23 protein-coding genes, 2 tRNA genes and 1 other RNA gene are annotated in these 25,159 nt (G+C 73.0%); 14 read left to right on the top strand and 12 right to left on the bottom strand.

What is annotated here, in order from left to right; all coding sequences use genetic code 11:
• Together ACFV6I_RS18925 and ffs are read right to left on the bottom strand one after the other, a co-directional pair.
• Positions 1-1,618, bottom strand: a 1,618-nt coding sequence (locus tag ACFV6I_RS18925; protein WP_380426442.1) for a DNA polymerase III subunit gamma and tau, incomplete at its 3' end; no start/stop codon positions are given.
• A 90-nt stretch (positions 1,619-1,708) separates the two neighbouring features.
• Positions 1,709-1,799: signal recognition particle sRNA small type (ffs, locus tag ACFV6I_RS18920), an RNA gene on the bottom strand.
• A gap of 110 nt (positions 1,800-1,909) precedes the next feature.
• Between ffs and ACFV6I_RS18915 the strand changes: the two genes are divergently transcribed.
• The 3 genes from ACFV6I_RS18915 (at position 1,910) to ACFV6I_RS18905 (ending at position 3,980) form a co-directional block, all read left to right on the top strand.
• A tRNA-Ser gene (locus tag ACFV6I_RS18915) sits at positions 1,910-1,994 on the top strand.
• Between the two features lie 116 nt (positions 1,995-2,110).
• Positions 2,111-3,241, top strand: coding sequence for a hypothetical protein (locus ACFV6I_RS18910; RefSeq protein ID WP_380426440.1), 1,131 nt, complete (start codon positions 2,111-2,113; stop codon positions 3,239-3,241).
• A 247-nt stretch (positions 3,242-3,488) separates the two neighbouring features.
• Positions 3,489-3,980, top strand: a complete 492-nt coding sequence (locus tag ACFV6I_RS18905) for a hypothetical protein (protein ID WP_063348646.1) — start codon at positions 3,489-3,491, stop codon at positions 3,978-3,980.
• 97 nt (positions 3,981-4,077) lie between these two features.
• Here ACFV6I_RS18905 and ACFV6I_RS18900 read toward each other — a convergent pair whose 3' ends face one another.
• Positions 4,078-5,037, bottom strand: a complete 960-nt coding sequence (locus tag ACFV6I_RS18900; RefSeq protein WP_380426438.1) for an aldo/keto reductase — start codon at positions 5,035-5,037, stop codon at positions 4,078-4,080.
• A 182-nt stretch (positions 5,038-5,219) separates the two neighbouring features.
• Between ACFV6I_RS18900 and ACFV6I_RS18895 the strand changes: the two genes are divergently transcribed.
• On the top strand, positions 5,220-5,636 hold the full coding sequence (locus ACFV6I_RS18895; RefSeq protein WP_380426436.1) for a VOC family protein: 417 nt from the start codon (positions 5,220-5,222) through the stop codon (positions 5,634-5,636).
• A 1-nt stretch (position 5,637) separates the two neighbouring features.
• On the opposite strand, the gene ACFV6I_RS18890 is transcribed toward ACFV6I_RS18895, so the two are convergent.
• Positions 5,638-6,345, bottom strand: a complete 708-nt coding sequence (locus ACFV6I_RS18890; RefSeq protein ID WP_380374515.1) for a helix-turn-helix domain-containing protein — start codon at positions 6,343-6,345, stop codon at positions 5,638-5,640.
• A 149-nt stretch (positions 6,346-6,494) separates the two neighbouring features.
• Positions 6,495-8,024, bottom strand: a complete 1,530-nt coding sequence (locus tag ACFV6I_RS18885; protein WP_380426434.1) for an MFS transporter — start codon at positions 8,022-8,024, stop codon at positions 6,495-6,497.
• Positions 8,025-8,257: 233 nt separating this feature from the next.
• On the opposite strand from ACFV6I_RS18885, the gene ACFV6I_RS18880 reads away from it, so the two are divergent.
• Positions 8,258-9,010 (top strand): TetR/AcrR family transcriptional regulator C-terminal domain-containing protein, encoded by a 753-nt coding sequence (locus ACFV6I_RS18880; RefSeq protein WP_063348641.1) that lies wholly within the window; start codon positions 8,258-8,260, stop codon positions 9,008-9,010.
• A gap of 140 nt (positions 9,011-9,150) precedes the next feature.
• Here the strand turns inward: ACFV6I_RS18880 and ACFV6I_RS18875 are convergent, their stop codons facing one another.
• Entirely contained in the window at positions 9,151-11,544 is a 2,394-nt protein-coding gene (locus ACFV6I_RS18875) for a germacradienol/geosmin synthase (protein ID WP_380426432.1), read from the bottom strand.
• A gap of 344 nt (positions 11,545-11,888) precedes the next feature.
• Between ACFV6I_RS18875 and ACFV6I_RS18870 the strand changes: the two genes are divergently transcribed.
• Positions 11,889-12,524, top strand: coding sequence for an HhH-GPD-type base excision DNA repair protein (locus ACFV6I_RS18870; RefSeq protein WP_063348640.1), 636 nt, complete (start codon positions 11,889-11,891; stop codon positions 12,522-12,524).
• A 217-nt stretch (positions 12,525-12,741) separates the two neighbouring features.
• Here ACFV6I_RS18870 and ACFV6I_RS18865 read toward each other — a convergent pair whose 3' ends face one another.
• Positions 12,742-14,262 carry an MFS transporter gene (locus tag ACFV6I_RS18865; protein ID WP_380339881.1) on the bottom strand — a complete coding sequence of 507 codons (1,521 nt, stop codon included), beginning with the start codon at positions 14,260-14,262 and terminating at the stop codon, positions 12,742-12,744.
• Positions 14,263-14,394: 132 nt separating this feature from the next.
• On the opposite strand from ACFV6I_RS18865, the gene ACFV6I_RS18860 reads away from it, so the two are divergent.
• On the top strand, positions 14,395-15,360 hold the full coding sequence (locus tag ACFV6I_RS18860; protein ID WP_363370701.1) for a YafY family protein: 966 nt from the start codon (positions 14,395-14,397) through the stop codon (positions 15,358-15,360).
• Here the strand turns inward: ACFV6I_RS18860 and ACFV6I_RS18855 are convergent.
• The 3 genes from ACFV6I_RS18855 to ACFV6I_RS18845 form a co-directional block, all read right to left on the bottom strand.
• Positions 15,357-16,448: an IS630 family transposase gene (locus tag ACFV6I_RS18855; RefSeq protein ID WP_380426430.1), complete on the bottom strand. Its 1,092-nt coding sequence runs from the start codon at positions 16,446-16,448 to the stop codon at positions 15,357-15,359. The two genes, ACFV6I_RS18860 and ACFV6I_RS18855, sit on opposite strands and share 4 nt — an antisense overlap.
• A gap of 78 nt (positions 16,449-16,526) precedes the next feature.
• Positions 16,527-17,408, bottom strand: a complete 882-nt coding sequence (locus ACFV6I_RS18850; RefSeq protein WP_380426428.1) for a hypothetical protein — start codon at positions 17,406-17,408, stop codon at positions 16,527-16,529.
• 5 nt (positions 17,409-17,413) lie between these two features.
• The gene (locus ACFV6I_RS18845) at positions 17,414-17,932 is read right to left on the bottom strand and encodes a YbhB/YbcL family Raf kinase inhibitor-like protein (RefSeq protein ID WP_380426426.1); all 519 of its coding nucleotides are present in this window, start codon (positions 17,930-17,932) and stop codon (positions 17,414-17,416) included.
• Between the two features lie 255 nt (positions 17,933-18,187).
• Here ACFV6I_RS18845 and ACFV6I_RS18840 point away from each other — a divergent pair, with 255 nt between their 5' ends.
• Complete coding sequence (locus ACFV6I_RS18840) at positions 18,188-19,354, top strand: hypothetical protein (RefSeq protein ID WP_380426424.1); 1,167 nt, start codon at positions 18,188-18,190, stop codon at positions 19,352-19,354.
• Positions 19,355-19,373: 19 nt separating this feature from the next.
• Here ACFV6I_RS18840 and ACFV6I_RS18835 read toward each other — a convergent pair whose 3' ends face one another.
• On the bottom strand, positions 19,374-20,939 hold the full coding sequence (locus ACFV6I_RS18835) for a helicase HerA-like domain-containing protein (protein ID WP_380426423.1): 1,566 nt from the start codon (positions 20,937-20,939) through the stop codon (positions 19,374-19,376).
• A 202-nt stretch (positions 20,940-21,141) separates the two neighbouring features.
• Between ACFV6I_RS18835 and ACFV6I_RS18830 the strand changes: the two genes are divergently transcribed.
• The gene (locus ACFV6I_RS18830; protein WP_063348635.1) at positions 21,142-21,438 is read left to right on the top strand and encodes a type II toxin-antitoxin system VapB family antitoxin; all 297 of its coding nucleotides are present in this window, start codon (positions 21,142-21,144) and stop codon (positions 21,436-21,438) included.
• Positions 21,439-21,691: 253 nt separating this feature from the next.
• The gene (locus ACFV6I_RS18825) at positions 21,692-22,372 is read left to right on the top strand and encodes a LytR C-terminal domain-containing protein (RefSeq protein WP_208869181.1); all 681 of its coding nucleotides are present in this window, start codon (positions 21,692-21,694) and stop codon (positions 22,370-22,372) included.
• Between the two features lie 74 nt (positions 22,373-22,446).
• Here ACFV6I_RS18825 and upp read toward each other — a convergent pair whose 3' ends face one another.
• Positions 22,447-23,082 carry a uracil phosphoribosyltransferase gene (gene upp / locus ACFV6I_RS18820; protein ID WP_063348633.1) on the bottom strand — a complete coding sequence of 212 codons (636 nt, stop codon included), beginning with the start codon at positions 23,080-23,082 and terminating at the stop codon, positions 22,447-22,449.
• Between the two features lie 164 nt (positions 23,083-23,246).
• On the opposite strand from upp, the gene ACFV6I_RS18815 reads away from it, so the two are divergent.
• The 4 genes from ACFV6I_RS18815 (at position 23,247) to ACFV6I_RS18800 (ending at position 25,105) form a co-directional block, all read left to right on the top strand.
• Positions 23,247-23,483: a hypothetical protein gene (locus ACFV6I_RS18815; RefSeq protein WP_063348632.1), complete on the top strand. Its 237-nt coding sequence runs from the start codon at positions 23,247-23,249 to the stop codon at positions 23,481-23,483.
• 315 nt (positions 23,484-23,798) lie between these two features.
• Complete coding sequence (locus tag ACFV6I_RS18810) at positions 23,799-24,335, top strand: tRNA adenosine deaminase-associated protein (RefSeq protein WP_063351275.1); 537 nt, start codon at positions 23,799-23,801, stop codon at positions 24,333-24,335.
• Between the two features lie 63 nt (positions 24,336-24,398).
• Positions 24,399-24,926, top strand: a complete 528-nt coding sequence (gene tadA / locus ACFV6I_RS18805; RefSeq protein WP_380426421.1) for a tRNA adenosine(34) deaminase TadA — start codon at positions 24,399-24,401, stop codon at positions 24,924-24,926.
• Between the two features lie 92 nt (positions 24,927-25,018).
• Positions 25,019-25,105 (top strand) — tRNA-Ser (locus ACFV6I_RS18800).
• The last annotated feature ends 54 nt before the right edge of the window (positions 25,106-25,159 follow it).

Genomic DNA, 25,159 nt, shown 5'->3' with positions numbered 1-25,159 from the left:
GCGGGACCTGCGCCGCGCCCTGCGGCGCGGCGGCCGAAGCCGGCCCGGCGGGCTGCCCGGCCGGGGCGGGCGCGGGCGCCGCGGGGGCAGGAACGGGGGCGGGGGCGGGGGCGGGGGCGGACATCGGGGCCGGGGTGGCCTCTACGGCCTCGGCGGCCTGGGCCGGCGGCTGCGGCGTGGGGGCCGCGGCCGGGGCGCCGCCCGCCGGCGGGAAGCTGCGCGGGATCGGCCAGGCACCCGGCGCGGGCCCGGCGGGCGCCGCGGGGGCTGCCGGTGCGGCCGGTGCGGCCGGTACAGGGGCTGCCGCAGGGGCTGCCGCGACCGGCGCGGCCTGCACCGGGGCGGTCTCCGCCACCGGCACCGGCACCGCCACCGGCGCCGTCGCCGTCGCCGGAACGGGCGGGGCCATGGTCGCCGCCACCGGCACCCCCACCGTCATCGGCGCGGCGAACCCGCCCGCCGCCGCCCGGCGCTCCAGCTTGTCCAGCCGCGCCTGCAACGACAGCTCGTCGCTGTAGGCACCCGGCAGCATCACCCGGGCGCAGATCAGCTCCAGCTGCAGCCTCGGCGCCGCGTTGCCGCGCATCTCGGTCAGCCCGGTGTTGACGATGTCCGCCGCCCGGCTCAGCTCCGCCGAACCGAACGCGTCCGCCTGCGCCTGCATGATCGCGACCCGGTCCGCCGGGGCGTCGATCAGCCCCTTCTCCCCCGCCTCCGGCACGGTGGCCAGGATCACCAGGTCACGCAGCCGCTCCAGCAGGTCGGCGACGAAGCGGCGCGGATCGTGCCCGCCCTCGACCACCCGGTCGATCACCTGGAACACCGTCGCCCCGTCGTGCGCGCCGAAGGCGTCCACCACCTCGTCGAGCAGCGCCGAGTCGGTGTACCCGAGCAGCGAGGTCGCCATCTGGTACGTCACGCCGCCCTCGGCGGCGCCGGCCAGCAGCTGGTCCATGACCGACATCGAGTCACGCACCGACCCGGCCCCGGCCCGGACCACCAGCGGGAACACCGAGTCCTCGACCTGGATGCCCTCCCGGCCGCAGACCTCCACCAGGTAGTCGCGCAGCGTGCCCGGCGGGACCAGCCGGAACGGGTAGTGGTGCGTCCGGGACCGGATCGTCCCGATCACCTTCTCCGGCTCCGTGGTCGCGAAGATGAACTTGAGGTGCTCCGGAGGCTCCTCGACCACCTTGAGCAGCGCGTTGAACCCGGCCGAGGTCACCATGTGCGCCTCGTCCAGGATGAAGATCTTGTAGCGGCTGTGGACCGGCGCGAAGAACGCCCGCTCCCGCAGCTCGCGCGCGTCGTCCACACCACCGTGCGAGGCCGCGTCGATCTCGATCACGTCGATCGAGCCGGGCCCGCCGGTCGCGAGGTCGCGACAGGACTGGCACTCTCCGCAGGGCGTCGGCGTCGGCCCCTGCTCACAGTTCAGACAGCGGGCCAGGATGCGCGCACTCGTCGTCTTCCCGCAGCCGCGCGGCCCGCTGAACAGGTACGCGTGGTTGACCCTGTTGTTACGCAGGGCCTGCTGGAGCGGAGCGGTCACGTGCTCCTGCCCGATGACCTCCGCGAAGGTCTCGGGACGGTAGCGGCGGTACAGGGCTAGGGACACACCCCCGACGATATCGGGACGCGCCGACAAACGCGTCGCCCCTCGCCTCACCACCGTCCCCCGGCGCCCCCGGCAACCGCCCGGGAACGCAAAGACCCCCCGTGCACCCGCCAGAGCCCTCTTACCCTTGCTGCCTTCCGGCCCTGGGGGGGTTCAGAGAGATAACGCCACACGAGGGGCTGACCCCCACACTACCGGATCCGAGCCCCCACGATCCACAGGCAACCCCACCCTCCCGCCTACGGGATTGCTGGTCGCGACCACCCCCGAACATGTACTAAGCTCTCCCACGGAGGATTCGCCTAGAGGCCTAGGGCGCACGCTTGGAAAGCGTGTTGGGGGCAACCCCTCACGAGTTCGAATCTCGTATCCTCCGCCGGCAGAAGGCCCGGACCGTTCCGACGGTCCGGGCCTTCGTCGTTTCGCGGTGCGGGGACACCGCTGGGTGAACTCCGCGTGCTGGGCGGTTCGGCTGCGGCATAACTTTGAGTTATGAGACTTCACTCTTCGCGCACGAGGTTCTGGGGGCGGGTCGGCGTGGTCGCCGCCGCCGTGGTGGTGTTCGGCGCCACGGCGGTGGGTGGCGCCGTCGGCCGGGCGCCGTTCCTCGGGCCGCTGAACACCGTGTCACCGGTCGCCTCGACCGTGCCCGCGAACGGGGACCAGAACCCGTACGGCACGTTCGTGGTCCAGCACAGCGTGGGCAAGCTGCGCCGCGGCAACGTCCTCATCAGCAACTTCAACAACGGGCAGAACCTGCAGGGCACCGGGACCACCCTGGTCCAGGTCAGCCCGGACGGCACCGTCGGCGAGTTCGCCCGGATCGACCCGGCGAAGCTGCCCGGGCCCTGCCCCGGCGGGGTCGGGCTCTCGACCGCGCTGACCGTTCTGCCGGGCGGCTGGGTCGTGGTCGGCAGCACGCCCACCACCGACGGCACCTCCGCCACCGTCCAGGCCGGCTGCCTGCTGGTCCTGGACAGCAACGGGACGGTCCGCGAGACGATCGTCGGCGACGGCATCAACGGCCCGTGGGACATGACGGCCGCCAGCTTCGACGACCGCGACGAACTGTTCGTGACCAATGTGCTGAACGGCACGGTCGCGGGCGGCGGGGCCGAGGTCGACCAGGGCACCGTCCTGCGGATCACCCTGTGTCGGCAGGGCGACGCGCCGCCGCAGCGGGTCGCGACCACCCGGATCGGCTCGGGCTTCGGCCAGCGGACCGACCAGGCCGCCCTGGTGATCGGCCCGACCGGCGTCGGGCTGGGCCACGACGACACGCTCTACGTGGCGGACACCCTCGCCAACCGGATCACCGCGATCCCCGACGCCGTCCACCGCACCACCGACGCGGGCACCGGCACCACCGTCAGCACCGGCGGCCACCTCAACGGGCCGCTCGGCCTGGCCGTCGCCCCGGGCGGCGACGTCCTCACGGTGAACTCCGGCGACGGCAACCTCGTCGAGACCACCCCCGCCGGCGACCAGGTCGCCGTCCGCACGCTCGACAGCAGTGGCACCCCGCCCGGCGCCGGCGCCCTGTTCGGGCTCGCGGTCGACCTCGACCACGACGCCGTGTACTTCGTCGACGACGCCGCCAACTTCCTGAACGTCCTCCACTGACCGCAACGGGCGGCGACAGCCGGAAGACCCGGACCGCCTCACGCGGTCCGGGCCTTCGTCGGCTCCACGGCCCCGACTGGCCGGCCGGTACCGGAAGTGACTTCCACCCTCCCAAGCTGCGCCGCGAGAGGGACTAATCGACCCTTAGTCTCGGAATTAGTCCAGGTTAATACCTGGACGCCTGGACACATGGCGTGCAAGTATCTGTTCTGCCGCCAGACGGGCGACACGTCGGAGGGGAAGAAACATGACGCAGGACAGCCAGCAGTTCATCTCGGTGCCGGTGCCGGCTCAGTACGTCACGCAGGTGTACGCGTTCCTCGCGGAGCTCTCGGGGGCCGCTGCGGGGGCCGCGGTGGCGGCGGCGGCCGAGGGGGGGCCGCAGGAGGACGGCGAGTGGCCGTTCGTCGAGTGGACCGTGCAGGATCTGCGCCGGCTGACGGCCGATCCGCTGGACTCGGTACAGGCGGTGACCGGGGTGCTCGACATCCTGGCGAAGCAGCCCGGCGAGCGGGTGAGTTACACGTCCCTGGTCGAGCTGCTCGACGTGGACCGGAAGCGGCTGCGCGGCGTGCTGTCCGCGTTCACCCGGGTCGTGCACAAGCACTACGGCCGGCGGAACTGGCCGATGAGCTGGGTGGAGGCGCTCAGTGACGGGGCCGAGTTCAAGTCGGAGTTCTTCTACACGGTGAGCGAGACCACCGCCAACCGGTGGCGGGCGGTCCGCGCCCAGGGCTGACGGCGCGCAGCCGGTTCGAGGCGGGCAGCACGGACGGCGCGGGCGGCCAAGGAGGGTTGGTTGCGGCCTGGCCGCCCGGCCGCGCTGGACGCCGCGGTCAGGCCGCGGTGTCCAGCCGCCGGCGCTGGTCCTCGTCGAGCACCAGGTCCAGGGCGGCCAGGCTCTCGTCCAGCTGGGCGACGGAGCTGGCGCCCACGACCGGGATCGTCGGCACCGGGTGGCCCAGCAGCCAGGCGAGCACCACCTGGTTGACGGTGGCCCCGGTCTCCTTCGCCACCTCGGCCAGGGCGGCCAACTGGGCCTGCACCACCGGCCACTGGTACTTCTCGGACAGCGGCCGGTCGGGCCGGCAGTACGCGCCGCCGAGCAGCGGGGAGTACGCCAGCAGCAGCAGCTCCGGCCGCTGTGCGACGTACGACAGCAGCTCCTCGTCGGCGTGCTTCTGGATGCCGAAGTCCGCGTCCGGCCGTGGCCGGAGGTAGCTGTGGCGCTGCTGGACGCACCGGTAGCCGGGCCAATCCCGCTGCTCGGCAAGCTCGTTGGCGGCAGCCAGGTCCGCGGCGCTGTGGTTGCTGCAGCCGAGCCGGCCGACCTTTCCATCGGCCACCAGCTCGGCGAAGGCCCCGAGGGTCTCCTCGACCGGGGTGGACGGGTCCGTCACGTGGGCGTAGTAGACGTCCACGCGGTCGGTGCCGAGCCGGCGCAGGCTGCCCTCGGCCGCGTTGCGCAGCGCAGCGGCTGACAGCCCCTCCATGTGTTCGGGGAAGGGGAGTTCGGGCACCGGGCGGGCTCCTGCCTTGGTGGCGAGGACCAGTTCGTCACGGTTGCGCCGGCGGGCGATCCAGCGGCCGAGCAGTTCCTCGCTCTCGTGCCCCGTCCCGCCGGGGGCCCAGAAGGCGTAGTTGTTCGAGGTGTCGACGAAGGTCCCGCCGGCCTCGGTGAACCGGTCCAGGATCGCCGTCGCGGTCTGCTCGTCCACGGTGGTGCCGAAGGTCATGGCGCCGAGGCACAGCGCGCTGGCCTTCGGTCCGTCAACTCCGAGGCTGCGGTACAGCATCAGTCATCCCTCCCAGGGGTCGGCAATGGTGGTGCGGGCCGCGATCGGGGCGTGGCGCGCCGCGATCCGGTCACCAGAATCATCACCCCGGCCGCGCCCGACTCGGCCAATGCGCAGACCAGCCGGGAGACCGTCCGATTCGTTCAAGACGGGGCGTCCGGGCGCCGCCTACCGTGACGGGCATGAACAGCACACCAGCACCGCAGTTCGCCGTCGTGGGCCTCGCCGTCTCGGACCTGGCCGCCTCGATCGCCTTCTACCGGCGGCTCGGACTCGCGTTCCCCGACGGGGCCGAGCAGGAGCCGCACGTCGAGGCCGTGCTGCCGGGCGGGCTGCGCCTGGCCCTCGACCCCGAGTCCACCATCCGCTCGTTCCATCCGGACTGGCGTCCGCCGGTGGGCGGCGGCCGGACGGCACTGGCGTTCCGGTGCGCCGACCCCGCCCAGGTGGACGCGGTCTACGAGGACCTGGTCGGCGCCGGGTACCACGGAGAGTTGAAGCCGTGGGACGCCTTCTGGGGCCAGCGGTACGCCGTGGTGCACGACCCGGACGGCAACGGCGTCGACCTGTTCGCGCCGCTGCCGGGCGCCGCGGACTGAGTCAACGGGGCAGCAGGGCGGTCGCCGGCATTCCCGCCAACTCCCGGACGTCGCGCGCCAGATGAGCCTGGTCGGCGTAGCCCGTCCGGGCCGCTGTCTCGGCGAGGGGCACGCCGGAGCGGGCCAGCGCGAGGGCGCGCTGCAAGCGGAGGATCCGGGCCAGGGTCTTGGGACCGTAGCCGAAGGCGGTCAGTGAGCGGCGGTGCAGTTGCCGCGCGCCGAGGCCGACCGCCTCGGCGGTCGCCGCGACCGAACGGCCGGCCGCCAGGGCATCGGCGACCGCCCGGACGAGCGGGTCCACCGGCCGCGCGTCGGCCGCCAGGCGCAGCGCCAACTCCTCCAGGGCCACGGCCGGGTCGGGCGCCGCGTCGATGCGCCCGGTGCGGCGGCGCACCTCGGCTCCGGGCCGGAGGTCGGCCAGGTCGACCCGCCGGTCGCGCAGTTCGTATGCGGGCACGCCCAGCAGGGCGGGGGCGGCGCCGGGCGGGAGGCGGACGCCCGCCCACGGGCCGCGCAGCCCCGGTCCGAGCTGGAAGGCACGGGTGTCCGGCCCGGCGACGAGGAGCCGGCCCTCGGTCCAGAGCAGGTCCATGCAGCCGTCGGGCAGGACGAGCCCGGCCGCGCCGCCGCCCGTGCTCCCGACGGCCCGGCGCCTCCACACGACCGCTCCCGGCAGCCTCGACGCCCGCTCCGCGTACTCGGGGGACATGAGGCCCAGGCTACGCGCCGCCACCGGGCGCCGCCGGGGGTCGGCGACACGCCGGCGGCACGCCCACGGCCCCGGCCGCGCGAGGCGGACGGGGCCGAGACGGACAGGAAAGGGCCGAACAGGACAGGGCCAGGCAGGGCAGGGCAGGCTCAGCCCACCCGCTGGACGACCTCCGCCTCCACCTCCGCCGCGTCCTCGACCGGGCCCGCCGCCGGAGCGGTCTTCCGGCCGTCCCGCATCAGCACCAGGGTCAACCCCGCGGCCGCCAGGACGGAGATCCCGCCCGCCGTGAAGGTGACGGAGGCCGCGGTGTTGAACGCGTCGCGCGCGGCGGCGGCCAGTCCGCCGTCCCCGGTGCTCGCGGCGAGGGCGAGCGCGTCCGTGATCGCGTGCTTCCCGGCGGCGGGCGTGTCGGTGGGCATCGAGCCGGTGAAGGTGCTGGACAGGACGGCGCCGAGGATGGCCACGCCCAGCGCGGAACCGGACTGCTGGATGGTGTCGTTGAGCGCGGAGCCGACGCCGGCGTGCTCGCCGGGGATCGCGCCCATCAGCGCGTTGGACGCGGCCGGCATCGCGAGGCCGGAGCCGGCGCCCAGCACCAGCATGGCCAGGGCGACCTTGGCGAAGCCGTCGCCGACCGAGAGCGTGGCCAGCAGCCCGAACCCGGCCGCGATGATCAGCATGCCGGCCGAGGTCGTCACCCGCGGGGCGACCTTCTTGCTGAGCACGGCGCCGATGGCGTTGAACACCAGCGAGGCGACGGCCAGCGGGAGGAACGCCAGGCCGGTGTCGGTGGCCGAGAACTTCAGCACGAACTGCAGGTACTGGGTGAGGACCAGCATCAGGCCGCCGGTGGCGAAGGTCAGCAGGACGAGCGAGAAGCTGGCCCCGGTGAACACCCGGTTGCGGAACAGCTTGAGCGGGACCATCGGCGAGTCGGTCCGGACCTGGCGGACGGCGAACCCGGTCAGCGCGAGCACCCCGACGAGGAGCGTGCCGAGCGTGCCGGGGCTGGTGATGCCGTCCCGGGGCAGCACGGTGATCGACCAGACCAGCGCGGTCATCCCGGTCATCGAGAGCACCATGCCGGGCAGGTCGGGCCGGCGCCACGGCCCTCTGGACTCCGGCATCAGCACGACCGCCGCGATGACGGCGACCACTGCGACCGGCACGTTGAGCAGGAAGACCGCGCCCCACCAGAAGTGCGCGATCAGCGCACCGCCGAGCACCGGCCCGCCGATCATGCCGATCATGGCCACCGCGCTCCACGCGGCGATCGCCTTGGGCCGTTCCTCGTCGTCGAAGACGGTGATCAGGATGGAGAGCGTGCTCGGCATGACCAGGGCTCCGCCCACGCCCATCAGCACGCGTCCGGCGATGAGCTGGCCGGGGCTGTCGGCGACGGCCGCGACCAGGGAGGCGGCGCCGAACACCACCAGCCCGATGATCATCATCTTCCGCCGGCCGAACCGGTCGGAGAGGCTGCCCGAGGTGAGCAGCAGCCCGGCGAAGACCAGGATGTACGAGTCGATGATCCACTGGATGTCCTCGGCCCCGGCCCCGAGGTCCGCCGCGATCTGCGGGATGGACACCGTGAGCACCATGTTGTCGACCACCAGCACCAGGCTGCTGAGACAGAGCACGACCAGGATGAGCCAGCGGCGCGGATGTCGGTCCACCGCGGTCCCCCTTCGAAGTGAGCGCGCCGGCCGTAGCCGGACGGAAGTCGTCGCGGGTGCACCGCGGACCGTCCCCACGGCCGCGGTGCACCTCGCTCCGCACACTGTGCGGACGCCACACACTGTACGTAGACCGCACAGTGTTCGCAAAGCCGTACGGTGTGCGGCGCGGCTTATGCTGAACGGAGCAGCCGAGCCGAGCACAGGCGGGCGAAGACCGAGAGGAGGGCCGGATGCCGGCCAGGTCGAAGGACGCGCCCGGGACACCGTGGAGCCGCCCCGAGCGCCCCCGGCGCGAGCAACCGGCGCTCAGCCGGGCCCAGATCGTCGCGGAGGCACTCGCCATCCTGGACAGCGACGGCATCGAAGCCCTGAGCATGCGCAAGCTCGGCGCCCGCCTCAACGCCGGCGCCACCTCGATGTACACCCACGTCGCCAACAAGGACGAACTACTCGCCCTGGCCGTCGACGAGGTGTTCGGCAAGATCTGGATCCCGGCGGTCACCGACACGAACCCGGCAGACTGGCGCGCCACCGTCGCCGAGTGCGCGGGCAGCGTGCGCCAGGTCATCCTGCGCCACCCGTGGATGGTGTCGGTGATCGGCGACCTGGGGCTCGTCTACTTCGGGCCGAACTGGATGCGCCTCTCCGAGGCCCTGCTCACCTTCCTGGAGGCAGCCGGCTTCACCCCGATGGAGGCCAGCGACGCGATGAGGGCCCTGCTCGGCTATGTCATCGGGACGGCCAGCGTGGAGGCCTCCTGGCTGAGCGCACTGGCCCGGCACGGCCGGGAGGAGCAGGGCTGGATGGACGAACTCCTGCCCGCCATCATCGAGGCCACCCGGGACTTCCCGCGCCTGCACCGCCTCTACACCACCGACGCCAATGGGGTGACCGACGGCTCCCGCGACAGCGGCTTCACCAACGGCATCCGGCTGATCCTGGACGGCATCGAGGCCACTCGGCAGGCCCGGCCTGCCAGTTGACGGGGCGTCAGTTCCGACTCGGCGCCCGGGCCCCGACGTACCCCGGCCCCGGACCGACCGCGCCGCCCGCACCCCCGACCGGGCCGCCGGGGCGGCCGGCCGGTGGTGCGGGCGGCGCGGTGGTCCACAGCACCCTCCGGTCAGCCCAGGGTCGCCACCCCGGCAGCCGGAGCCGCGCCGGCCAGCGGCGGGCGCAGCGAGGCCGTGCCCAGGCCGGTCGGGCCGAGCGGCACCGTGGCGGGCGCGGGCAGTTCCTCGACCGCCGCCCCCGCCCTGAGCTGCCGCTCCGCGCCGAAGTGCCGCAGCAGGTCCTCCTCGCGGTACCGGCGGCAGTCCCGGTGCCAGACCAGGATGCCCGCGAGCCAGTGCTCCAGCTCCTTCACGTACCCGTCCAGCAGCTCCCGCGCTTCCGGCTCCAGCGCGAAGTCGTCGTACAGGACGGGGAGTTCCTTCGCCGCGACGTGCTGGAACTGGTCCAGCCGGGAGTGCATCAGGTCGTCGACGATCCGGACCGCCGACGGGTAGTCGCAGTTGAAGAAGTTCTGCACCACCAGGACGGCGTTGTGCACCTCGCCCTCGTACTCGACCTCCTTCTGGTACGAGAACAGGTCGTTCATCATGCACGCGTAGTCCGCGGCCGAGTTCTCCAGCGAACGCATCGAGCCGTGCTCGTGCACCCCGGGCGGCACGGCCTTCCCGTGGGCGAGCCGGCTCAGGCTCATGGTGAGGTCGGAGCCGAAGGTGGCGCGGCGCATCTCCAGGTAGTCCACCGGGTCCGGAATCCGGTTCTGCACCTGGTTGTTGAGCTCCCAGATCCAGCTCGCGGTCATGTCCTCGACGGTCTGGCGGAACGTCCGCCGGGCGTCCGCCGTCATCGGGCCGGCGGTGCGCTCCCAGATGTCGGCGAGGCCGCGTTCCAGGGCGTTGGCGGGCTCGGGTGCGGGGCTGCCGTCCACCGGCATGAACAGCGGGAGCCGCTCGTTGGCGAGCTTGGCGCCGGCCAGGTCGCGGGTGCGTCCGAAGACCACCGGGTAGTAGTCGTCGGCCCAGGTCCCCCAGGCCAACCAGGCTGAGGAGACGTCGAGTTGGTCTGCGGTGGCGTTCGGGTGGATGCCGGCCGCGCAGAGCGGGAGGTCGTAGTCCCGCATGGACGCGGCGTCCCAGATGCCGGATCCGGGGATGCCGGGCTGCTCCGCCAGCAGGCCCATCCGCTCGGCCCACTCGATCACCCGCTCCCGCGCGCCGCCCAGGTGCGGGTTCAGGGTGGCCTCGAACGGCAGCTTGAACTCGGGCAGTCGGGACGGCCCGACGGGCTGGTACGGCAGGTGGCCGTGCGACCGGGCCCGCCGGACGGCCGGTCCGACGCCGCCCGGGCCGACCGGACTGGCCGCAGGTCCACCGCCGCCCATCGCCCCGCTGCGCAGGATGTCCAGCGCCGAGGTGCCCACCCCGCCGATCGCGAACGGGTCCCACCAGTTGCCGGCGCCGGGCAGCGCGCCGCCCGTTCCCGCCGCGACGCGGCCGCCCGAACCGGCCGCCGCACCACCGCCGTTCATGTACCGGCTGGAGCGCATGTGCCACTCGTGGCCGCCGGACTGCCAGTCCTGGAGGCCCTTGACGTACGCCAGCACCCGGGCGCGGCCCTCGGGGGCGAGCCCGGTCTCGGCGAACAGCACGGGCAGTTCGGTGAACACGGTGTTCTCGAACTGCTGGAGCCGCGAGGTGAGCAGGTCGTTGACCGCCTCGGCGGCCTCTTGGGTGGAGCACTCCAGGAACTTCTCCAGCACCAGGATGCCGTTGCTCAGCTCGCCCTCGTCCTCCACCTCCCGTTGGTAGGAGAAGATGTCGTTGCGCAGGTGCACGCCGTCCGAGAAGGCGTCCATCAGCACCCGCAGCGCGCGCGAGCCGGAGACCTCCTTCGGGACCTCGGCGCCGGCCGCGTACTCGACCAGTTGGGCGGACCAGGGCGCGCCGCCCACCTTGCGGCGCATCTCGATGTACTCGACCGGGTTGGAGATCCGGCCGGCGTTGATGTTGGCGAGCTCCCAGAGCGACTCGTTGAGCAGGTTGCGGGTGCTCTCGGCGAAGCGGATCCGCCAGTCCTCGCCCATCACCGGCACGGTGCGCCGCCACAGGTCGGCCAGGCCCGCCTCGACCGGGTTCTCCGGCTCCGGCATCGGGGTGGCCGGGTCGGCCGGCATGAACAGCGGCAGCCGGTCGAGGTGCGCCTTGCCGGCCTCGCGGTCGTTGCTGCGCTTGAACATGTCGAGGAAGTGGTCGTCGAAGAAGAAGACCCACACGTACCAGTCGGTGACCAGCGAGAGCGCCTCGGCGGAGGCGTCGGGGTGGGTGTAGGCGCAGAGCAGGCCGTAGTCGTGGGCGTCCAGGTCGGCCTGGTCCCAGATGCCGGAGCCCTCCAGCATGCCCATCTCCCGTGCCCAGACGGAGGAATGGGCCCGGGCCTCGTCCAGATGGGGGTTGAGGCGTGCCGGGTGCGGCAGGTAGAAGGACGGCAGTTCGAACGGCTGGGTCACGGCGGGCGAGCCTTTCTGGACGCGTCGATTGCACCAAGAATGGCCCGCCGACAGGCCGCCGCACCGGCGCAACGGAAACAGTCATACAAGATGACCAGCCGCCTCCAACCTGCCCGCGCCGCCCTCCTCTTCGCCGCCCGACGCGGGCAAAAAGTACTCCGTCGGCTCTCCCGACCGCCGGATCGGGTGTCTCAGGCGGTCGCTCCGCCAACGAACAAGCCAGCTACGCCAAGGCCCTGGAACACCAAGACTTCCCCTGCTACGGGCGTGTTGACCGCCTCCGCCCCCGCCCCGTCCACCAGACTGGGCGCCGACCCGACGTCAACTCCGAGGAGGGCAAGCCCATGAACGTCACCGTCCGGCTCGCACAGCAGCCCGAGGCCGACGAACTGCTCGGACGGAGTGCGCTGGCCGCGCTCGTCGGCATGTTGCTTGACCAACAGGTGCCGATGGAATGGGCGTTCACCGGTCCGCTGACCATCGCCCAGCGGCTCGGACGCAACGACCTGGACGCCCGGGAGATCGCCGTGTACAACCCGGAGGAGTTCGTCGCCCTCCTGTCCGCGAAGCCCGCCGTGCACCGCTACCCGGCCGCGATGGCCAAACGGGTCCAGCAGCTCTGCCAGTTCCTGGTGGCGCAGTACGACGCCGACGCCGCCGCGCTCTGGAAGGACACCCGCACCGGCAAGGAACTGCTCAGCCGCCTCAACGCCCTGCCCGGTTTCGGCAAACAGAAGTCGCAGATCTTCCTGGCCCTGCTCGGCAAGCAGTACGGCGTGCGGCCGGAGGGCTGGCGCGAGGCGGCCGGAGCGTACGGCGAGGAGGGCGCGCACCGCTCGGTCGCCGACATCACCGGGCCCGAATCCCTCGACCTGGTACGGGAGTTCAAGCAGGAGATGAAGCGCGCCGCGAAGGAGGCCAAGTCCGCGGCGAAGACCACGACCCGGACGACGGCGGTGAGCACGGCCGGGGCGCGCTGAAAGCCGGTCGCCCGGCCGGCCCCGCCGGGGGCCGTTGCCGAGCCGCCGAGGAGTCCACCGCCGTACGGTCCATGGCCTCCCAGGATGCGTCGAGGGGGGGGGGGGGGGGCCCCCCCCCCCCCCGCGCCCCCCCCCCTCCCCCCACCCCCCGCGCCCCCCCCCCCCCGCCCGCGCCCCCCCCCCCCCCCCCCGCCCGGGGCCCCCTCAGCAGTGCCCGTCAGGCCAGGACGGGCTCCCGCTCGTCCGTCGGATCCGCCGCACCCGCCGTCGCCGGCGCGTCCACCGCACCCACCGCATCCGCGCCGGCCGGCGCGACCGCCTTGCGCCGCGGCAGCGCGAACATCAGCAGGAACACCACCAGCAGCGCCCCCGCGACCCACCACATCGCGTGGACGAACGCCCCGCCGAACGCGGTGCCCATCGCCTCCGGCGCGACCACGTCGTCCATCGCCCCGAAGAAGGCCACCGACACCAGCGCGAGCCCCAGCGCGTTCCCCATCTGCTGGACGGTGTTGATCAGCCCCGACGCCGAACCGGCGTGCGCGCGCGGCACCTCCGCCAGGATCGCGTCGGTGATCGGCGCGACGATCAGGCCCATCCCCAGGCCCATCACCACCAGCGGCAGCGCCATCTGCCAGGGCGCGATCGCCGTCCCGTACCGGTCCGCCTCCCAGATGTACGTCAGCACACCCGCCGCCATCACCAGCGCGCCGGTCTGGAGCACCCGGCGTCCGAACCGGGGCACCAGCTTCTGCACGGACAGCCCGGCCGCGGCCGAGACGGCGAGCGAGAACGGGATGCCGGTGGAGCCGGCCTTGAGCGGGCTCCAGCCGAGGCCCAGCTGCATGTACAGCGTCCAGACCAGGAAGAAGATCCCGCAGACCACGCCGAAGGCCAGCTGCACGCCGATGCCGGCCGCGAAGCTCTTCACCCGGAACAGCGACAGCTCGACCAGCGGCGAGCCGTCCCGCCGCGTCTTGGCCTTCTCGTACGCCACGAACAGCGCGAACACCACCAGGCTGCCGGCCATCGACAGGTAGCCCCAGAGCGGCCAGCCGGCCTCCCGCCCGTGCGTCAGCGGGTAGATCAGCATCAGCAGGCCGACGCTCGCCAGCGCCACCCCGACCAGGTCCAGCTTGAGCGCCCGCTCGGCCTTCGACTCGTCGATGAAGCGGCGCCCGAGCAGCAGCCCGGCGATGCCGACCGGCAGGTTGATCAGGAAGATCGGGCGCCAGGCCAGGCCGAACAGGTCCCACTCGGTGAGCAGCGCGCCGATCAGCGGCCCGGAGACGGCGCCCAGCCCGACCACCGCGCCGAACATGCCGAACACCTTGCCGCGCTCCTCCGCCGGGAAGGTCGCGTGGATGATCGACAGCACCTGCGGCACCATCATGGCCGCCGTGCCGCCCTGCAGCACCCGCATCCCGACCAGCATCTCGGGGCCGGAGGCCAGGCCGCACAGCGCGGACGCCACGGTGAACCCGCCGATGCCGATCAGGAACAGCCGCTTGCGGCCGTAGATGTCGCCCAGCCGGCCACCGGTGATCAGCCCGATCGCGAAGGCCAGCGCGTAGCCGCCGGTGACCCACTGGATGGCGCTGAAGGAGGCGCCGGTGTCCTCCTGGATGCTGGGGATGGCGATGTTGACGATGGTGACGTCCACCAGGTCCATGAAGGAGGCGACCATCACGATCGCCAGCGCGATCCACCTCCGTCGGTCCGCGTCCGCGGTCTTCATTCGGTACTCCTCATTCGTCCTGCTCGTCCTGCTCGTCCTGCTCGCGCTGCTCGCACTGCTCGTCGGCACGTCCACGAGGGTACGGGGCATGTAGGTCAGATCCTGTCCCAGTTGTCCGGCATCCTGGACGGCATGACGGACACCCCCGCACGGCTGCTGAACCTGCTGTCCCTGCTGCAGACCCCGCGCGAGTGGCCCGGCAGCGAACTCGCCGAACGGCTCGGTGTCAGCCCCCGGACGATCCGGCGCGACATCGACCGGCTGCGCGACCTCGGCTACCCGGTGCAGGCCACCATGGGCGCGGTCGGCGGCTACCGGCTGGTCGCGGGGACGGCGATGCCGCCGCTGCTGCTGGACGACGAGGAGGCCGTCGCCATCGCGGTCGGACTGCGGGCGGCCGCCGGGCACGCGGTGGTCGGCATAGAGGAGGCCTCGGTCCGCGCCCTCGCCAAGCTGCTCCAGGTGCTGCCGGGCCGCCTGCGGCACCGGGTGGGCGCGCTCAACACCGCCACCATGCCACTGCTCACCGGCGACGGCCCGACCGTCGACCCGGACGACCTCACCGTGCTCGCCGGCGCCGTCACCAACCGGGAACGGCTGCGCTTCGCCTACCGGGCCGGCGACGGCGCCGAGACCAGACGCAACGTCGAACCCGAACGGCTGGTCTCGGCCGGCCGCCGCTGGTACCTGGTCGGCTACGACCTGGACCGGGACGACTGGCGGCTCTTCCGCGTCGACCGCCTCAGCGAACCCCGCGCCACCGGCGCCCACTTCACCCCGCGCCCGCTCCCGGCCGAGGACGCCGCCGCGTACGTGGCGGGCAAGCTGCGCCGCCAGTCACCGGCCCGCGCCGTGGTCGCCACCGTGCACGCCCCGGCCGCGAACGTCCGGCGGCACTTCGACCGGGGCGACTCCGAGATCGAGCCGATCGACGAGCACCGCTGCCGGCTGCGCTCCCGCACGGACTCCCTGGAGTGGACGGCGGTACGGCTGCTGACGCTGGACTGCGAGTTCGAGGTGCACGAGCCGCCGGAGCTGATCACCCACCTACGCACCCTGGCCGCCCGCGCCGACCGGGCCACCCGCGCGGGCGGCTAGTGTCCTGAGTCTGGAATTCGCTTCAGATATCCGGCGAGGCGTTCGAGGATCTCGTCGGCGGTCTTGGTCCAGACGTAGGGCTTCGGGTCGGTGTTCCAGGTGGCGATCCAGTCACGGATGTCGGCTTCGAGGGCCTGGACGGACTTGTGGACGCCTCGCCGTATCTGCTTGTTCGTCAGCTCGGCGAACCAGCGCTCGACCAGGTTCAGCCATGACGAGCCGGTCGGGGTGAAGTGCAGGTGGAACCGGGGATGCGTCACCAGCCAGGTCTTGATCGCCGGGGTCTTGTGGGTGGCGTAGTTGTCCAGCACCAGGTGAACGTCCAGCCCCTCGGGGACCTCCCTGTCCAGCCGGAGCAGGAACTTCTTGAACTCCTCGGCCCGGTGGCGGCGGTGAAGCGAGCCGATGACCTTGCCGGTGGCGACCTCGAGTGCGGCGAACAGCGTGGTGGTGCCGTGGCGGACGTAGTCGGCGGTCATCCGCTGCGGCACGCCCGGCATCATCGGCAGCACCGGCTGGGACCGGTCGAGCGCCTGGATCTGGGATTTTTCGTCCACGCAGAACACCAGGGCCCGCTCGGGCGGGTCGAGGTAGAGGCCGACCACGTCGTGGACCTTGTCCACGAAGTACGGGTCGGTGGACAGCTTGAAGGTCTCGGCGCGGTGCGGCTGCAGTCCGAACGCGCGCCAGACCCGTGACACGGTGGACTGCGACAGGCCGGTCTCCCTGGCCATCGACCGGGTCGACCAGTGCGTGGCGTCCTTCGGGGTGCGTTCCAGGGTCTTGGCGACCAGGTCGGCCACCTGCTCGTCGGTCACCGTGCGGGGGCCGCCCGACCTGGGCATGTCGCCCAGGCCGGCGATCCGGTGCTCGACGAACCGGGCGCGCCACCGGCCGACCGCGTGCGGGGTCGATCCCAGCCGCTCCGCGACGTCCTTGTTCGACGCGCCGCTCGCGCACTCCAGGATGATCCGACACCGCAAAGCCCAGGCCTGCGGCGTCGACCGGCGACGCACCCACCCCTCCAGGGCGGCCCGCTCGTCGTCCGACAACACCAACTCGACCTTTGGTCGACCCGTCCGCGCCATAGGCCAAGTCTATATTTATGAATGAAATTCAAGACTCAGGACACTAGGGCCCGCCCGGCAGGATCCGCCGGGCAGGCCCTAAGCCTCGATCCGGTACCAGCAGTCCCCCGCGCGGAACCACAGCGCGCCGTCCCGGCCGTGCGCCCGCACCCGGTCGAGCGCGCCGGGCACGCTCAGCTGCCGGCGCCGGGTCTGCTTCCACTCCTTGCCGATCAGCTGGTACCAGGTCAACTCTCCACCGCTGGAAAGGAAGACGCCCTGCCCGCCGCGGATCGCGAAGCCGACCGGCAGCCGGACCGGGCACGGCACGGTGGTCGACGGCCGGTCGACCGCGTCGATCCGGGTGAGGTGGCTGACCGACGAGCTCGGGTACCAGGCCAGCCAGGCGCTCCGGCCGTCGGTCGCGCCGGCCAGGCCCTCCAGCGGGTAGGACGGCAGCTTGTCCGGGCTCCACACCACCCGGCCCCGGGTGTCGGCGGCCCGCAACCCGGCGGCCGCCATCGGGTGGTCGCCGTAGATGCCCTCGTCCCCGTAGGCCATCCAGATCCGGCCGTCCAGGTCGGTCACCAGCACCTGGACGTCGTCACCGAGCGCGAGCTCCCGTTCGAGCGCCCCGTCCGCGCCGTACACGGCCGCGTTGGGCAGCCATTCCTCCCCGTCCTGCTCGGCCCGGTACCCGGCCAGCAGCACCCGGCCGCCCGGCAGCAGCCCGAGGTGGTCGGGCGAGCAGGAGACGCCGGACAGCGGCACCCGCCACTCCCCCTGCGGCGCGGCCACGACCACCTCGCCGTCGAACGGCAGCCGGACCGGCGGCCAGGATCCGGCCGGCGCCAGGTGCTGCTCCGGCACCACCAGGAGGGCCAGTTCCCCGGCCGGCCCGACCGTCCAGGCCACGGCCCTGCGACCGGCCGACCGGTCCTCCTCGGGCAGCCGCCAGACCTCGACCGGATCGTGGCCCACCGCGCTCAGACCCCGTACTCGGCGGTGAGCAGCGCCCGCCCCAGCGTGTGGAAGGTCAGGTGGAAGCCGATCTGGGCCGCCGGGGTGTCGGCGGAGACGTCCAGCTTCTCGACGTCCAGGGCGTGCACCGCGAAGACGTACCGGTGCGGGGCGCCGGGCGGCGGGGCGGCGCCGTCGTACTGGTGGCCGGGGAAGTCGTTGCGGCCGTGGAAGGAGGCCGCGCCGGGCAGGTCGTCGTCCGAGGAGCCGGCGCCGCGCGGCAGTTCGAGCGTGTCGGCGGGCAGGTTGAGGGCGAGCCAGTGCCACCAGCCGGAGCCGGTGGGCGCGTCCGGGTCGTAGCAGGTGACGGCGATGCTCCGGGTGCCCTCGGGCAGCCCCGACCAGGCCAGTTGCGGCGACCGGTTGCCGCCGGCGTGGCTGAACTCCCCGTCCAGTGTGCCGCCGTCGGCGATGTCCTGGCTGGTCAGCGGGAAGGACGGCACCTGCGGCAGGAAGTCGTACGGCAGCGGCGGGCGAACGCTCATGGGGTGGTCACCTCTCAACGGGCCGTGGACGGCCTCGGGCTGAAGGACGCTGAAGAACACGGTCCGACGGGCACGGCCTGTCGGACACGGTCTGTCGGACACGGCTCACTGTAGTGGGGTGCCCGTCCGGTCCGGCCGCCCCGATCCGGTCGCCCCTCGTTCGGGCCCGGTCCGCTCAAATCGCCAGGTATAGACCAATCCGGCCCCTGCGGCTAGCGTGGACAGCGCACCCGCCCCCAGCTCCGGAGCCGCACCGTGGAGTCGTCCGTCCTCGCCTTCGCCACCGACCTGCTCGACGAGGGCGCCGACACCTTCTTCGGCAACCTCACCGACCGCGCCGGGGTCGGCGGCGTCACCCTCGCCTCGGTCTACCACGAGGCCCGGGACGTCTTCCCGCACAACCCCCGCCGGGTGATCCGCTACCTGGAGCCGGGCGCGGCGTACTTCCGCCCCGATCCGGCCCGCTGGCGGGGCCGCCGGCTCGCGCCCGCCCCGTCCACCGCGATCGGCGACCGCGACCCCTTCGCCGAGGCCGCCGCCGAGACCCGCCGCCGGGGGCTGAAGCTGCACGCCTGGACGGTGTTCTGCCACAACGACCGGCTCGGCTTCGCCCACCCGGACTGCGCCCCGGCCAACGCCTTCGGCGACCGCCACCTCACCGAGCTCTGCCCGGCCGCCCCGGAGGTCCGGGAGTACGCGCGGACCCTGGTCGCCGAGCTGGCCCGGTACGGCGTGGACGCGATCCGGGCCGAGTCCCTGCACTTCCACGGGCTGCGCCACGGCTACCACCACGAGCGCTACTTCGAGGAACTGGGCGCGGGCGCCGAGGCGCTGCTCGGCATCTGCTTCTGCCCGCACTGCCGCGCCGCCGCCACCCGCACGGGCGTCCCGGCGGAGGAGGTCGCGGAGGCCGTCCGCACCGAGCTGCGCCGCCGGCTGGCCGACGAGGCGGCCGCCGCCGAGCCCGCCGACCTGAGCGCGATCGCGGACGGCGCCCTGGCCGCCTACCTGGACGCCGCCACCACCAGCGTCACCACGCTGGCCGCCGAACTGACCGAGGAGGCCCGGCGCCACGGCATGCGGCTGAGCTTCATGGACGGCGCCGGCCCGGGCAAGGGCTGGCTGTCCGGCATCGACCTGCCCGCGCTCGCCAAGGCGACCGACCAGATCGAGACGCTCGGCTACGCGAAGACCCCGGAGGCCGTCCGGGAGAAGATCGCCGCGTTCGCCCTGCACGGCGTCCGCCCGCAGGACATGGCGGTGATCCTGCGGCCGATGGCCTCGGACTGCGACGGTCCGGCGAACCTCGCCGCCAAGATCGCGACCCTGCGCGAACTGGGCGTCCCCGAGGTCGAGTTCTACAACTACGGCCTGATGCGGCTGTCCTCGCTCGACCGGATCGGCGCCGCCCTGGCCGGGTAGGCACCGCGGGGCCCGGCCGCTACCGCCGCCGCTTGGACGTCCCGAACAGGCTGCGCGAGATCTCCTGCCCGAGCTGCTTCCCGGCCGAACGCGCCAGGGACTTCACCGTCGGGTTGCTGAGCAGCGAATCGAGCAGCCCGCCCGCCCCCTTCGGCTCCTCCCGCCGCGGGGCGGGCTCCCGCTCCTTCGGCACCCTGGCCGGTGCGGCGGCCTCCGGCCTGGGCGCCCGCGCTGCCCGCGCCGCCAGCTTCTCGTACGCCGACTCCCGGTCGATCGCGTCCCGGTAGCGCGCCGTCAGCGGCGAGGCGTCGACGACGGCCCGCAGCGCGCCCGCCTCGATCGGCCCCATCAGGGACTGCGGCGCCCGCAGCCGGGTGGCCGCGACCGGCGTCGGCGCGCCCTTCTCGGAGAGCACCGTCACCACGGCCTCGCCGGTGCCGAGCGAGGTGAGCACCGCGCCGAGGTCGTAGGAGGAGCGCGGGAAGGTCGAGACGGTGGCCTTGAGCGCCTTGGCGTCGTCCGGGGTGAAGGCGCGCAGCGCGTGCTGCACCCGGTTGCCCAGCTGCGCGAGCACGTCGGAGGGGACGTCGCGCGGGGATTGGGTGACGAAGAAGATGCCCACGGCCTTCGAGCGGATCAGCCGGACGGTCTGGGTGATGGCCTCCAGGAAGGCCTTGGAGGCGCCCTTGAACAGCAGGTGCGCCTCGTCGAAGAAGAACACCAGCTTGGGCTTGTCCAGGTCGCCGACCTCGGGCAGTTCCTGGTAGAGGTCGGCGAGCAGCCACATCAGGAAGGTGGAGAACAGCCGCGGCCGGTCCTGGACGGCGGGCAGTTCCAGCACCGAGACGACGCCCCGGCCGTCCGGGGCGGTCCGCAGCAGTTCGGCGGTGTCGAACTCGGGCTCGCCGAAGAACGCCCCGGCGCCCTCGTTCTCCAGCAGGGTGAGCGCGCGCAGGATCACCCCGGCGGTGGCCGACGAGAGACCGCCGATGGTCCTCAGCTCCTCCTTGCCCTCGGGCGAGGCGAGGAAGGCGATGACGGCGGTGAGGTCCTTGAGGTCGTACAGCTCCAGGCCCTTGGTGTCGGCGTAGTGGAACACCAGGCTGAGCGAGGACTCCTGGGTCTCGTTCAGGTCGAGCACCTTGGCGAGCAGCAGCGGCCCGAAGCTGGTGACGGTGGCGCGGATCGGGATCCCGGCGCCCTGGCCGCCGAGCGAGTAGAACTCGACCGGGCAGCCCTGCGGGGTCCACTGCTGTCCGACCTCGGCCGCGCGGGCGGCGGTGCGCTCGCTCGGCGCGCCGGGCGCGGCGACGCCGGAGACGTCCCCCTTGACGTCGGCGAGGAACACCGGCACGCCCTGGGCGGAGAGCTGTTCGGCGATCAGCTGGAGGGTCTTGGTCTTGCCGGTGCCGGTGGCGCCAGCGACCAGCCCGTGCCGGTTGAGCACCCCGAGCGGGATGCGCACCTGGGCGTCCGGGTAGGCGGTGCCGTCCAGCAGCACCGCGCCGAGGTCGAGGGCGGGCCCGGTGAAGGCGTACCCGTCGGCGATCTCCCGGACGGCCGACGGGGTGAGGGCGGAGGACATCGGGGCACTCTCCTGGGCGGTGCGGGGAGGCGGGGCGGGCCCGGAACCCGGTCCCGGGCGGGCCGTGTCCCGATCGGAACCCGGCGATGTTCGCGACATTTCCCATCAAACAGCCGCAATCACCCTCCCGCAGCTCACACCCGAGCGCGTGGCGGCGTCGCGGCGGCTGCGCCATCCGCCGCCCAAACGGTAGGCTTTCCGTGTGATCTTCAAGCGCATCGGCAATGGGCGGCCGTACCCGGATCACGGCCGGACGAGCACCCGACAGTGGGCTGACGTCGCCCCACGCCCGGTGCGGCTCGACCAGCTGGTGACCACCAAGGGGCAACTCGACCTCGAAACCCTGCTCGCCGAGGACTCGACCTTCTACGGGGACCTCTTCGCGCACGTGGTGAAGTGGCGCGGCGACCTGTACCTGGAGGACGGACTGCACCGGGCGGTGCGGGCCGCACTGCAGCAGCGCCAGGTGCTGCACGCCCGGGTCCTCGAAATGGAATGACGGACCCTCTGCACGGGCTCCTGGACCGCCCCCTCGCCACCCGGCGGAGGGCGGTCCGCGCGTACCCGGGTACCTCCTTTCGGGTACCGGCGTACTCCAGATGATGATCATTTAGTACCTTCGCAGCCGGACGGCACTACGCTGCTGACTACGGCCGCGACCAGGGGATCCGCCCGCACCACGGGATCCACTCGCACCAGCCGATCCGTCATCCCGACCCCGCCCTGGCACGAGGGGGAGACAAACCGTGAGCATGTTGACTCCCCAAGGCCTCAAGGGGAAGCAGTACCGCGTCACCGGCAACGCCTATCCACGACTCGGCCGGCCCCCGAGGAAGAGCCGCAAGGTGATCTCCGGGCTCGCGAGCCTGCTCGCCCTGGCCCTGATCGGCCTCGGTGGCGTCCAGCTCTACGACATCTTCAGCGGGAAGAACAAGAACTCCTCCGCCCAGGCCTGCGTGACCCCGTCGGGCAAGCCGCTGGCCGCCCCCTCCCCGGGCGCCACGCCCGGTGCGCCCACCGGCTCCGGCGCGCCCGCCGCCCCGGGCGACCCGCACGCGATCCCGCAGCCGGCCGGCGTCACGGTGAACGTCTACAACGCCACCACCAAGGGCGGCCTGGCCGGCCGGACCGCCGAGGAGCTCAAGAAGCGCGGCTTCACCATCGGCAAGGTCGGCAACGCCCCGGCCGAACTGGACAAGAAGGTGCCCGGCACCGCCCAGGTGATCGCCGGCCCGGCCGGCGCCGGCGCCGCCACCCTGCTCGGCTCGCAGATCGCCGGGGCCACCACCACCGCCGACGCCCGTACCGACGGCACCGTGGACTTCGTGGTCGGCGACAGCTACAACGCCCTGCTGGACGAGACCCAGGCGGCCGCCGCCCTCGCCCTCGCGACCAAGCCGTCCCCCACCCCGACCGCCACCGGCAGCTGCTGAGGCCGGTCGTCCCGCGCAACAGGAGAGCCCCCCGGCACCGCGCCGGGGGGCTCTCGTCCGTTCGGGGGATCCGCTCAGCCGGCGGTGCCGTACAGGCGGTCGCCCGCGTCGCCGAGGCCGGGCACGATGTAGCCGTTCTCGTTGAGCCGCTCGTCCAGGGCGGCGGTGACCACGGTGACCGGCAGGCCGGCCAGCTCGCGCTTCATCACCTCGACGCCCTCGGGCGCGGCCAGCAGCACCACGGCGGTGACGTCGGTGGCGCCGCGCTCGATCAGCATCTTGATCGCCACGACGAGGGTGCCGCCGGTGGCCAGCATCGGGTCGAGCACGTAGACCTGGCGGCCGGAGAGGTCGTCCGGCATCCGGGTGGCGTAGGTGGAGGCCTCCAGGGTCTCCTCGTTGCGCACCATGCCGAGGAAGCCGACCTCGGCGGTCGGCAGCAGTCGGGTCATCCCGTCCAGCATGCCGAGACCGGCGCGCAGGATCGGCACGACCAGCGGGCGGGGGTAGCTGAGGCGGGTGCCGAGCGTGACCGCCACGGGGGTGGTGATCTCCACCTCGTCGGTGCGGACGTCCCGGGTGGCCTCGTAGGCGAGGAGGGTCACCAGCTCGTCGGTCAGGCGACGGAAAGTCGGCGAGTCGGTGCGCTCGTCGCGCAGGGTGGAGAGCTTGTGGGCCACCAGGGGGTGGTCGACGACGTGGAGACGCATGTATCGAGGTTAGCCCGGGTCTGCACGCCTGTACGACTCGCCGCGTGCCGACCGCCCCGTCGCCGGGGTGCACCCGGCTGTATCGCGCCGTGACGCCCCGCGAATGTCCGGACGGAAGCGCCTCCTGTGGTATCAACCGGGCTGATCTGGGAATGTCACGTCTTATGACGAGCAACCCGAACGCCGGGGACGGCTCGGCGGACGAGCCCGCAGGCCGGTCGGGCAATCGCCCCGGCCCGCCACAGGACCCCCCGGAGACCGAGGCGGACCGCCGCAGGCGGCGGGCCGTCTTCCTGCGCGAGCTCACCGAGGCCCGCGAACTCCGGGAGCGGGTCCAGCCCCGGCGGACCAAGGAACGGCGGATGCGCGAAGCCATGCGGATGCGAACCTTCCGGATCTGACGAGGATCCGCAGCGGTTCCGGCGCGGCTCCCCCCGCGGCTCCCCCCGCGGCTCCCCCCGCAGCTCCGCCGACCGGCCGGTCCGGATCCGGCGGGCCCCGGGCGGTGGCGCCGGCGCCACACCGGCCGCCGGCCGGCCCTTCCGACACGACCTGCAAAGACGCGCTGCCGAACACCCCCCGCAAGGGCGGGCTTTCTGTCACGATTCCGATGGGACGGTCCGAACGAGCGGACCGCCTCTGGCGCGGGGGCGGCCAGATTTTCGCGTTGCCCGAGCGCGCCGACAGCCGAGACCGAGATCTTGGGAGTGTCCCTGGTGGCGTACTTCGCTGCAGTGCTTGCTCGCACCGAGGACGGGTGGGATGTGAGCGAGACGGAGCTCGACGACGTCGAAACCCTCGCCGACCTGACCGAACTGGCCCGCGACTCCACGCAGGACGACGACAGCGTCCTGATCTTCATCGAACAGGAGGACGCCTGGTTCGCCATCGTCCGGGTGGACGGCGAGGAGGACCCGCGGATCTTCGTGTCCGACGGCGCCGCCGCCGCCCGCAGCTCCTACGGCTCCGTCCTCACCGACGAGCTGGTCGACCAGGCCGGTGAGAGCGAGTTCGGCGACCTGGACCACCTGGTCGTCGAGCTGGAGGAGGACGAGGAGGCGCAGGAGCAGGACGAGGACGCCCGCAGCGGCGTCCCGGTCGGCCCGCTCGGCGACGCCCACCTGCTCACCGAGTTCGGCCTGGCCGCCGAGGAGCTGCTCGCCCTCAGCGGCGAGGGCGCCGTCCCGGGCGACGCCCTGGAGGAGATCGCCGAGGCCCTCGGCTGCGGCGAGGTCCTGGAGGCGGTCCGGTAGCGGGCGGTGACCAGGCCGGTGACCAGGCCAGTGCCCACCGCCGGATACCCGACACTGGATGCCATGCAGTCCGCATCCGCCCCGCAGGCCGTCCCCCGCATCGCCCCCCTGCCCGCCCCCGTCCGCCCCGACCCGGTCCGCGACCGCTGGGCGGCGCCGATGCGCCTCGCCATCGCCGAGGCCGCCCTGGCGCCGGCCACCGGCGACGTCCCGGTCGGGGCGCTCGTCCTGGGCCCGGACGGCGAGGTGATCGGGCGCGGCCACAACGAGCGCGAGGCGGTCGGCGACCCGACCGCGCACGCCGAGGTGGTCGCGATCCGGCAGGCGGCCGAACGGGTCGGGGAGTGGCGGCTCAGCGGCTGCACCCTGGTCGTCACCCTGGAGCCCTGCACGATGTGCGCCGGCGCCATCGTGCTGTCCCGGATCGACCGGGTGGTCTACGGCGCCCTCGACGAGAAGGCCGGCGCGGCCGGCTCGCTCTTCGACGTGATGCGCGACCGCCGGCTCAACCACCGCCCCGAGGTGGTCTGGGGCGTCCTCGCCGACGAGTGCGGCGAGCAGCTGCGCGAGTTCTTCGAGTCCCACCGCTGACGTCCGGCGCCGACTTCCGCCGCCGGGTCCCCCGCCGGCCGCCCGGCCCTATGGATTTCGTCACCGCGCACCCGTCCGGTAGAGTTCCCCTCGGTAGCGTGTCCGAGCGGCCAAAGGAGCACGCCTCGAAAGCGTGTGTGGGGGCAACTTCACCGTGGGTTCGAATCCCACCGCTACCGCTGGAAAGCCCGAAGGCCCCGGCGGTCCGGGGCGGGCGGTGGGGGTGTCGCGCC

It is taken from the genome of Kitasatospora sp. NPDC059803, assembly GCF_042732255.1.
In the GTDB taxonomy this organism is placed as follows: domain Bacteria; phylum Actinomycetota; class Actinomycetes; order Streptomycetales; family Streptomycetaceae; genus Kitasatospora.
The sequence above is the reverse complement of the archived record's forward strand: the minus strand, read 5'-3'. Positions and strand labels throughout refer to the sequence as shown.